The organism is Mariniflexile gromovii (assembly GCF_017814435.1).
Taxonomy (GTDB): Bacteria; Bacteroidota; Bacteroidia; order Flavobacteriales; family Flavobacteriaceae; genus Mariniflexile; species Mariniflexile gromovii.
Map to the genome: position 1 here is coordinate 383,039 of NZ_JAGJCB010000003.1, position 10,680 is coordinate 393,718.

At 33.7% G+C, this 10,680-nt stretch carries 7 protein-coding genes; 5 read left to right on the top strand and 2 right to left on the bottom strand.

All coding sequences use genetic code 11. The features are described from left to right. Positions 1-73 precede the first annotated feature (73 nt). Positions 74-673, bottom strand: a complete 600-nt coding sequence (locus tag J8H85_RS05370; protein ID WP_209653365.1) for a ribonuclease HII — start codon at positions 671-673, stop codon at positions 74-76. Positions 674-927: 254 nt separating this feature from the next. Between J8H85_RS05370 and J8H85_RS05375 the strand changes: the two genes are divergently transcribed. The 5 genes from J8H85_RS05375 (at position 928) to J8H85_RS05395 (ending at position 10,250) form a co-directional block, all read left to right on the top strand. Beyond that, entirely contained in the window at positions 928-4,269 is a 3,342-nt protein-coding gene (locus J8H85_RS05375) for a SusC/RagA family TonB-linked outer membrane protein (protein WP_209653367.1), read from the top strand. Between the two features lie 4 nt (positions 4,270-4,273). After that, a complete protein-coding gene (locus tag J8H85_RS05380; RefSeq protein WP_209653369.1) occupies positions 4,274-5,734 on the top strand; it encodes a RagB/SusD family nutrient uptake outer membrane protein in 1,461 nt (486 codons plus the stop codon). A gap of 46 nt (positions 5,735-5,780) precedes the next feature. After that, positions 5,781-6,728 (top strand): substrate import-associated zinc metallohydrolase lipoprotein, encoded by a 948-nt coding sequence (locus J8H85_RS05385; protein ID WP_209653371.1) that lies wholly within the window; start codon positions 5,781-5,783, stop codon positions 6,726-6,728. A gap of 31 nt (positions 6,729-6,759) precedes the next feature. Then, positions 6,760-8,109, top strand: a complete 1,350-nt coding sequence (locus J8H85_RS05390) for a DUF4302 domain-containing protein (RefSeq protein WP_209653372.1) — start codon at positions 6,760-6,762, stop codon at positions 8,107-8,109. 185 nt (positions 8,110-8,294) lie between these two features. Next, entirely contained in the window at positions 8,295-10,250 is a 1,956-nt protein-coding gene (locus J8H85_RS05395) for a putative porin (protein WP_209653374.1), read from the top strand. Positions 10,251-10,464: 214 nt separating this feature from the next. On the opposite strand, the gene J8H85_RS05400 is transcribed toward J8H85_RS05395, so the two are convergent. Continuing rightward, the coding region (locus J8H85_RS05400) for a hypothetical protein (protein ID WP_209653375.1) at positions 10,465-10,680 on the bottom strand (216 nt) is incomplete at its 5' end.

The following is a 10,680-nucleotide window of genomic DNA, read 5'->3' on the forward strand; positions in this document are numbered from 1 at the left end:
TACAAACCTACATATTTTTCAATTTATAGCGTGTAAAAAGAATGCATTGTGTTATTCTTTTTTGCAATGCCCATCAAATATCCAACTTCAATTGTTCTGGTAATAAACGAAACGATTTTCTGTGGTATTTGGTAATTCCGTATTCGCGAATAGCTTCTCGATGTTCTTTAGTAGGGTAGCCTTTGTTCTGTTTCCAATTGTACATAGGGAATTCTTCATGAATTTTGTTCATATATGCATCTCTATACGTTTTTGCCAACACCGAAGCCGCGGCAATACTTAAATATTTGCCATCACCTTTTATAATGGTTTCAAAGGGAATGTCGCCACAAGGTTTAAATCTGTTACCATCAACTATAATGAATTCTGGTTTGGGTTTTAATTGGTAAATAGATTTGTGCATGGCCAAAATGGAAGCATTCAATATATTTATTTCATCAATGTCTTCTTGAAACACATGCGCAACACCAAAAGTTAAGGCGTCCAATTCTATAATAGGTTTTAGCAAATCTCTTTTGTGTTCGCTTATTTGTTTGGAATCGTTTAAAAGTGAATTTTTAAATGTGGGAGATAAAATAACCGCAGCAGCAGTAACTGGACCCGCTAAACACCCACGTCCTGCTTCATCTGTACCGCATTCTAAAGCAAAATTTGAATAATTTTTTATTAGCATGTTTTTTAAATATTGACAAATTTATAGTTTTTATTTAATAGGTGCTTATTTCAAAACACTTGTTTTAAGAATGATAAATAATCATGATTTACCCAATTTTGTTTAATCTTTTTTATGAAATTTGGCTAAACACTGAATATTCTTTAAACAAAATGGAAAAAAAGTGAATTTCAACACGTTTATTTGATCTTTTAATTTGTTTCTTTAAGATAATATTAGGATATTCGTTTTTGACTAACACAAATAATTATTGTATGAAATTAAAGTTGACGGGTTTGTTAATGCTTTTCATGGCATTTTCAATACAATTGTCTTATGCCCAAGACAAAACAATCACAGGAAAAATAACGGATGCCGATGGGTTGCCTCTTGCAAGTGCCACTATTATTGTTGATGGAACAAGCAAAGGTGTTGTGTCCGACTTTGATGGAAACTATTCAATAACTGCTACTGCAAACAGTGTATTGAAAATTAGTTTTATTGGTATGAAAACCCAATTGATACCAGTGGGTTCCAATACTACCATCAATGTTGTTTTAACTGAAGATTTAGAAAGTTTAGATACCGTAGTGGTAACTGGTTATCAAAAGATTGACCGAAAACTCTTTACAGGTTCTGCATCTACACTGCAAGCAAGTGACATTAAATTAGAAGGTGTTGCTGATATTAGTAGAGGCTTGCAAGGTCAAGTAGCAGGTGTTGAGATTGAAAACGTATCAGGAACTTTTGGTACGGCACCTGTAGTTAGAATTAGAGGTAATGCATCTATTAACGGTGCAAATAAACCCCTATGGGTGATTGATGGCGTTGTTTTAGAGGATGCTGTTGAATTATCAAATCAAGATATTACCACGGGTAATCTTGAAACCATACTTAGTTCTTCAACCGCAGGTATTGGTCCAAATGATGTAGAGACCTTCACAGTTTTAAAAGACGCATCGGCTACCGCACAATATGGTGCTAGAGCTTTAAATGGTGTAATTGTTATAACTACAAAAAGAGGTAAAACAGGTAAGCCTTCCATCAATTTCACTACAAGTTTAACAACTAGAAATAAACCTAGTTATAGTCAATTCAATATCCTAAGTTCAGGAGATGAAATGGGTGTTTACCAAGAATTGTATGAAAAAGGTTGGATAGATATAGCTAATTCAAATACAGCAAGAAACCATGGTGTTTTTTCTGATATGTTTTATAAAATTACAAATAATGAGTTAGCTTGGGGTCCTGGTGGATCCCCAAACTACAATTATTTACAACGTTACTCTAATGCAAATACAGATTGGTTTGATGTTCTGTTCAAGGACTCTTTTGTTTATACAAACACATTCAGTATTAGTTCTGGTACAGATAAAGCTAGGTACAGAGCTTCAGTAAGTTCTTTAAAAGATGAAGGACAATCAATTGCTGATAATGTAAAAAATTATACAACTAATTTAAACGCTGATTTTAATTTGTCAGATGACTTTGTATTAGGTTTCAAATTAACAGCAAATGTTCGAGATCAAAGGATAGCTGCATCTCAAGACAGGGAGTTTGATGCACTTTCTGGTGTTTACGAAAGAAATTTTGATATCAATCCATTCAATTTTGCTTTGTATTCCAGTAGAAGTATGACGCCTTATGATGAAAATGGAGATCTTCAGTACTTTAGAAGAAACTGGGCGCCATTTAACATTCTACACGAAGTAAATAATAATTATGTTGATTTAGATTTGATTGATTTGTCTCTTCAAACCAATTTAGATTGGAAAATAAACAAAGATATAACATTCAATACCGTATTGCAAGCACGTAGATACAGAAGCTCGGCAGTGCAAACAATTCATGAGAATTCCAATAATGCAGCAGCTTACAGAGCGGATAGTCCGTTAGTAAGAAATAGCAATATATTTTTATTTGATGATCCTGATGCCCCAGAGTTAGAACCATATTCGGTATTGCCAAATGGAGGTTTCAGAAAAACAACAGACAACTCATTAGATAATTTATTCATGCGAAATTCACTTAACTACTCACATACATTTAATAATGTACAGCAAGTAGATTTATTATTAGGGCAAGAAATCCGATCTAGTAATAGAACAGAAGAATTCAATGATGGTTGGGGGTATTTATTTGACAAAGGAGGTTTAATAATTAGTGATCCTAATTTTATTAGATTTTTAGACAGCAGAGGAGAAGATTATTTTAGGGTAGAAGAAACCAAAAACAGAGCGTGGGGTATGTTTTCTACAGCGGCTTATTCTTATGATAGTAGATACATAATAAATGGAACTTACACCTATTTTGGTGATAATAGAACAGGTAATTCCAGAGCAGCCCGATATTTGCCTACATGGAATATAAGTGGAGCATGGAATATTCATCGAGAATCATTTATTGATAATGCAAGTTGGGTGAATTTATTAAAACTAAAATCCACCTATGGGCTTTCAGGGTCTAACCCTTATAATGCTAGTGCAGGATTAATTGTTTTTGGAGTTGAGCCTTTAAGACCGCAAGCTACCGAAAGAGAAATTGCATTACTTATAGATCAATTGGAAAATTCTGAATTAACCTTTGAAAAACTATACGAATGGAATATAGGTTTAGAAACAGCGTTTTTCAACAATCGTTTAGGAATTGAAGTAGAGTATTACCAAAGAAAGTCTGAAGACCTAATTGGGTTTGTTGAAACAAATGGTGTTGGTGGCGAAAGCATTAAACTTGGTAATATTGGAAAGTTAGATCGTGATGGTTTTGAGGTAAGCCTTAGAACAACCAACATTGAAACTAGTAATTTTAATTGGACGTCTAATTTTAATTTTAGCCATTCTAAAAGTGAAATAACAGAATGGGATGCACGAGACCGCGTAGGGGATGCTATAAGTAGAAATGGGGGCAATTTTGTGGGATATCCAGCAGGAGCATTATTTTCAATTCCTTTTGCAGGTCTAGATTCTAACGGAATACCCACTTTTTATGACGAAGATGGTGAAATCATTCAAACACTCAATTTACAAGAAAGAGAAGATGTATTGGAACACGTTAAATATGATGGGCCAACAGAACCAGTGTTCTTTGGAGGCTTTAATAATACATTTTCTTATAAAAATTTAAGTTTAAATGTTGGATTTGCTTATAGGGGTGGAAACAAAATTCGTTTAGATGATGTATACGATGTGCGTTTAAGTGACGGATCTGCTAGATTGTATGACGATTTTAGTTCATTATCTGGCGATTTAATAAACAGATGGTCATTGCCCGGAGATGAAAACATAACAAATATTCCTTCTATCCTTACCGAAACGGCAACTCAAGCACTAAGAAGTCAAGGGTTAAATCCTTACGACCTATATAACAAGAGTGATATTAGGGTTGCAGATGGCGATTTTGTTAGGCTTAAAAACATCAGATTAAGCTATAGTTTACCTAAAAGTATCATTGATAAAACTAAAATGAAATCTGGTTCTATCAGTTTGTCAGCCCATAATTTATGGCTCATATATTCAGATGATAAATTAAACGGCGTAGATCCTGAGTTTTTTCAATCTGGAGGGGTTTCGTTACCCTTAACAAGTACATATACTTTTACCCTTAATTTAAATTTTTAATGCTATGAAAAAAAGATTTATACTTACATTAATAATAATCGGGTCATTAGTGTCATGTGATTCCTATTTAGATGAAGTTCCAGATAACAGACAAACTATAAAAACATTAGATGATGTTTCAGAAATTTTGGTATCTGCATATTCCGAAGCTATTTATAGTTTTGTAGAATGGAAATCAGACAACGCTACCTATATAAAAGAAAATACCCAATTTGATTGGTCTACAGAACTTTATAGTTACAGACCAGTAGTATCTGAAGAAGATCAAGATACGCCAACTTATTTATGGGATAATAACTATCAAGCAATTGCTCACGCAAACCAAGCATTAGCTGCGCTTGAAGAAATTGAAGGAGGTGATGCAGATTATAGAAATGCTTTAACGGGTGAAGCATTAATAACCAGGGCTTATAACCATTTTATGCTGGCAAATGTGTTTTGTCAACATTACAGCGAAGCAAACAAAGGAGCATTGGGATTACCTTATATTACAAAACCTGAAACAAAACTACAAGTATCTTATGATCGCGGAACTTTAGAAGAAACATATAATCTTATTGAAAAAGATTTATTGGATGGTCTACCTTTAATTTCAGATAAATATTATGTAGGCACAGGTAAGTATCATTTTAATAAAAATGCAGCTTATGCCTTTGCATCCCGTTATTTTTTGTTCAAAGGAGATTATGAAAAGTGCATTGAGTATTCTAATAAAATTCTTGGAAGTGGAGTTGTTAGCACTACCTACATAAGAGATATGGATGACGTATTTACAGGTTCAGGATCAGTTGCAATAGCCAATCAATTTACAGATGTTACAGATCCAACAAATTTATTAGTGGTTAGAAAGCAAAGTGTTATGGTAAATAGATATACAAGAGGGTATCAAGCAAACACGAATACTTTTGTTAATATTTTTGTTCAAAACAGACCGCAAGGAGCCACTACCGATCAACGCGATTTGCGCTATGGGTTCAGTTCATCATCTGCTAGGGCACAGCCTAAATACACCGAACTATTTGAATATACTACATCCACAACAGGATTTCCCTACTTTATCATGCCAGAGTTACGAAGTGAAGAAGTTGTTTTAAACAGAATGGAATCTTATGTAAGGTTGAATAGGTTGAACGATGCGCTTAACGACTATAATGTAATGGCTCCCCAAAGGTATAATAATGGTGGCCAATTGCAATTATCTGCAATAGCGGCCTACTACGGCGGTACAAATCAAGAAGCTATGCTTGAGTTTGTTATAGGAGAAAGAAGAAAAGAGTTTTTAAGAGAAGGTTTAAGATGGTTTGATATTAAACGATTAGGTTTAGAGGTGTACCATGTTATCCAAACCGATTCTAATGGAAATGTATCACAAGATGTAACACTGGAGGCTAATGATGCGAGAAAAGCAGAACAAATTCCTGCTAAGGCTATAGCTAATGGAATTGAAGAAAACCCAGGTTATTAATTAAGGAATCGTATAAAATTATTTTAACAAGTCAATAATTAAAGAGATGAAAAAAACAATTAAATATATAATTTTAACAATCATTTTGGTACAATTTACACAATGTACTACCAATGATAGTAATGGGCTGTACGTTCCGCCTTCCGATCCAGTTATTTCACATCCAAATGATATTTATTTATATGCTAATGGAGGAAAAAGTTTATTTGAAAGGTACAACACAGCTACAAGATGGAGATGGAATGATAATTTTATAGATCCAACCCAAAGAGCTACACCCATAGAGTCAGACTTTGTAATACCAACAAGCAAACTTGTAGATTATTTATGGATAGGCCCTTATACAACTTCAAGCAATACTGCTGAAAATTTTATAAAAGAATTGTTCCCTGCCGAATTGGTTTATATAGGTTCTTATATCTTCAACGATGATGGAACCATACTGCTAGGGTACGCTGAAGGAGGTGCCAGAGTTACCTTGTTAAATTTGAATAACTTAGATTTTCAGAATAGAAATTGGTTAGCCAACCCAGGTGGAGGTGTTCTGGCGACGGTACATCACGAGTTTTCTCATATTGTACATCAAAATTACGGGATACCAGTTGGTTTTAACACCATTTCTGATACATATCTTGGAAATAACTGGAGTAATGGTGTAACTAGAGATGATGCCATCAAGTTAGGGATGGTTAGAAACTACGGAACCCTTAATGAATATGAGGATTTTTGTGAAATAATTTCTCATTTTTTAGTTGTAGATCAAGCTACTTTTGAAGCCGATTTTATAACCCAACAAGATTGTTCAACACTTACCGATGCTGATGCTATTGTTAATTGCAGAGAACTTAATGAGGGAAGAAAATTAATCAAACAAAAAGTAGATTTAGTTCTTGAATTTTACAAAAACAACTTTAATATAGATCTAGAAGTAGTAAGAGACACGCTACAAGCAAGATTGACTAATTTAGTTGCAACTGGGGTTATACCAGATTAATTGTATTTAAAGCTTATAAAAAATATAAAAAATGGAAAAAACATATAAATTAATTAAAAGCATCTTTGTACTTGTTGTCTTGGTTTTGGCAGTTAGTTGTACAGATAATGATGTAGAACCACTTTTTGAGCAATCGATAAACGAAAGAACTGAAGCTTTAAAAAAAGAATATCTAGATATTTTAAAAGCACCTACAGATGGTTGGATAGGTTACTATTCTCCCAATGAAACTTTTGGTGCCTATACAGTGTTAATGAAGTTTGATGGTAATGGAGATGTAGATATAAAATCTGATTACGAGTTTGGTGATCAAGATAATAAGATTACATATAGAATAGATAAAACACTTAAAATTGAATTGGTGTTAGAGTCATTTTCGGTATTCTCGAGTATTTTCTCATTAAACAATAATAATAACGGGGGAGAATTTGTATTCAATATCTTGTCTGCAACAGCTGATGAAGTTGTGTTGGAAAGCAAACTTGATTTTGGCGATGATATTACCATCTTAACTTTGCGTAAAGCAACGCCTGCAGATTTCGATTTTGCACCCGTTTACGCTTCAGCAAACAAAATAGCAGGTGAGTGTTCAGATTCGGTATTCCGAAACATTTTGTTCAATAATAATGCAATTGCATCGTTTTCATTCAATGCAGATACTAGGTTAATTACACTAAATTATTTTGAAAATGATGTAAGATTAAATTTGAATGTTCCGGCAGTAGTTACACCAACAGGTTTTAGTTTATTAAATCCTGTTACCATAAATAATATAACAATATCCAGTTTTACTTTTGATGAAACCTCTGGCGAGTATATCAATGCTGCAGATAATTTAAGGTTAATTAATGATGATCTACCACTAAGACTGACTAACGATTTAGCAGAACTAAACGCTCCGAATAGATTGGCAATTTTCGCTAACGAATTTAGATTTGGTGCTAATCCTTTAACCAGTTGTGCTTGGGATGCTATGATTCAGCAGGTGGATGCAAATTTAAGAACCCAAGGTTTTACCTATACAGGGGTTCAATTACGCACAAATTACAACGCAACATCAACCACCGATGCGAATTCTAGAATTGTATTGTTGGTAGAACGACTCAGTGATGGTTTAGCAACATCAGGATCATATTATATTAAAGTAGAGAATAAAAATAATTTAGTGTTTGTAACCTCTACAGGTTTTGCAACAGGTAATGGTAATTTCTTTGCAGCTAGTGCAGCACCATTATTGAACTTTTTCTTAAGCACTAAAGGGTTGGTATATACTGATGAGGGATCTTTTAGTTCAAATCTTTTTAGTTATTCAAACGAGGCCGGTACATTTACAAGTGTTGATAATCCTTCTTTAAGAACTTATGGATTATTTTATCAATAAATAAACAACTTATTTAAATAAACAAAGCCAGCAATTACGCTGGCTTTGTTTATTTAAAATATTTACGCTCATTTAACGTTCAAATAATTACTTTTGCTTCGAGAAAAATCAATTTTATTATGAGTGGAAGGAAAATAACATTATCTACTCAAATTTTGCATATGGTAAGGATATCTAAGAAAAAAATGGTAAATAAAAATAAGCATCTCATTAATCTGTTTTTTGCATTTTTTTTAATTGTACAATGCAGCCAACTTTTTGCTCAAGAAAAACCAAAAAAATCAAACCGATTAAGTCGTGAATTAGGTATAGCAGAACCAAACGATACGCTAAACAAAGAAAAACGTGCTAAAATCACAGATTACTTAATAATATCTTCAGAAAACGACACAACTTACGTAGATACAACACTTACAATAAGAAAAGAATATAAATTCAATTACTTACGAAAAGACAATTTTGGGCTTATGCCTTTCTCAAACATGGGGCAAACCTATAACAATCTTACCTATAACTTCGAGAATACCAGTTTAATGCCAAGTTTTGGAGCCCGAGCAAAGCATTTTTTTTACATGGAAATTGAAGATATAAACTATTACCGTGTACCAACCCCATTAACAGAACTGTTTTTTAAAACAGCTTTTGAACAAGGTCAACAAACCGATGCGTTTTTTACTGTAAATACCTCGCCACAATATAATTTTTCAATAGCATACAAAGGGTTGAGGTCCTTAGGTAAGTATCAAAATATATTATCAAGTAGCGGTAATTTTAGGTTCACATCAAATTATGCAACTAAAAACAACCGATATCAAGCTAGGGGGCATATCGTAACCCAAGATTTGTTAAACCAAGAAAATGGCGGGCTACAAGACGATGATGTTAAGTATTTTGAAAGTGGCGATCCCGAATTTTTGGACCGTTCCATCTTTACCGTAAATTTCGAAAATGCCGAAAGTATGCTAAGAGCGAAACGTTTTCATCTAGATCATACATATCATATAATAAAAAGAAAAGATTCCCTGTCAAAAAACAAGCTAAACATTGGGCATATCATATCTTTTGAAGACAAGTATTATCAGTTCGATCAAACAGCATCTAATACTTATTTCGGAACTTCATTTAAAAATGTTGTAAAAGACAGAGCAACACTCGAGAATTTTTACAACCAACTTCATGTAAATTACAGTAACAATATAATGGGAGACCTGCAATTCAACATAAGTAACAATAATTATAATTATGGTTATGATAAGTTGGTGGAGTTAAACGGCAATAGAATAACAAACAGATTAAAAGGTAATATCTTTTCAGCAGGGGGTAAGTACCACAAACAATATAAAGGCTTCGAATTAAAAGGAGAATTAGGGGTAAATGTATCAGGAAGTTTCGATGGCAACTTTTTAAAAGGAACCGCAACCTTCAAGTTAAATGAAGATATTGCTGCCTCTGCATCCATAAATCACAGCTCAAAAGCACCAAACTACAATACCTTATTGTATCAAAGCAATTATATAGAATACAACTGGCAAAACAGTTTCAATAATATCGAAACACAACAACTGGCATTCAACCTAAAATACAAAAACCTAGCAAATATTACGGTCGATCTCAATACTATAACCGATTACGTATATTTTAAAAAGGACGAAACATCACTACAAGTAAAACCATTTCAAAACAATGCAACCATAACTTACCTACGCGCTAAGTTCGAAAATGAAATTAAATTCGGAAAGTTTGCTTTAAACAATACCGTGTTGTATCAAAACATGCAAGACAACAATAATGTACTCAATGTGCCAGAATTAACAACACGTAATACATTATATTTTTCCAGTAACCTATTCAAAAAGGCCATGTATCTGCAAACGGGAATCACTTTCAACTACTTCACTAAGTATTATATGAATGCCTACAATCCATTATTGGCAGAATTTTACGTGCAAACCGATCGTGAATTTGGTAATTTCCCAAGGTTAGATTTCTTTTTAAATGCCAAAATCCGTCAAACCAGATTATACTTTAAAGCCGAACACTTCAATTCATCATTCACAGGCTACAATTATTATTCAGCACCAAACTACCCATATCGCGATTTTACAATACGTTTCGGTCTAGTTTGGAACTTCTTTTTATAATTATTTAGGCGTTTCCCTATCGGGTCGGGCTATCCGTTACAATCTTTTTAAAACGTCATTCCGAGGACGAAGGACGAAGCAATCTGCCAAATATTTGGTTTCACCTTAATTTTCACTATCAAGTTTTAAAAAGGATTTCCACTGCTATCCCTAACGCGCCACTTTGCAAAGTACACTATATATAATAGAGAATATTCCATTTTTGCCAGGTCCATTATATATAGTATAATCCGGAATAAAGCGCCCGCACCACTTTTTCCGTTCCAAACCAGGCAAACGCTATCCGGTTTTCGTGCCCGATCCAGTTCCAAACCCCCACGAAAACCCCTTCGGCAACCCATGGGTCCCCACCGCGCCAAAAAACTTTTGTGCGTAACCTGTTGAAAACCACCCAGAAGAAAAAAAAGGCGCAAAAAAAACAAAAAAAACC

Excerpts from the sequence above, each read along its gene's own strand:
- J8H85_RS05370 (WP_209653365.1), bottom strand. The coding sequence starts at position 673 with ATGCTAATAAAAAATTATTCAAATTTTGCTTTAGAATGCGGTACAGAT.
- J8H85_RS05375 (WP_209653367.1), top strand. The coding sequence starts at position 928 with ATGAAATTAAAGTTGACGGGTTTGTTAATGCTTTTCATGGCATTTTCA.
- J8H85_RS05380 (WP_209653369.1), top strand. The coding sequence starts at position 4,274 with ATGAAAAAAAGATTTATACTTACATTAATAATAATCGGGTCATTAGTG.
- J8H85_RS05385 (WP_209653371.1), top strand. The coding sequence starts at position 5,781 with ATGAAAAAAACAATTAAATATATAATTTTAACAATCATTTTGGTACAA.
- J8H85_RS05390 (WP_209653372.1), top strand. The coding sequence starts at position 6,760 with ATGGAAAAAACATATAAATTAATTAAAAGCATCTTTGTACTTGTTGTC.
- J8H85_RS05395 (WP_209653374.1), top strand. The coding sequence starts at position 8,295 with ATGGTAAATAAAAATAAGCATCTCATTAATCTGTTTTTTGCATTTTTT.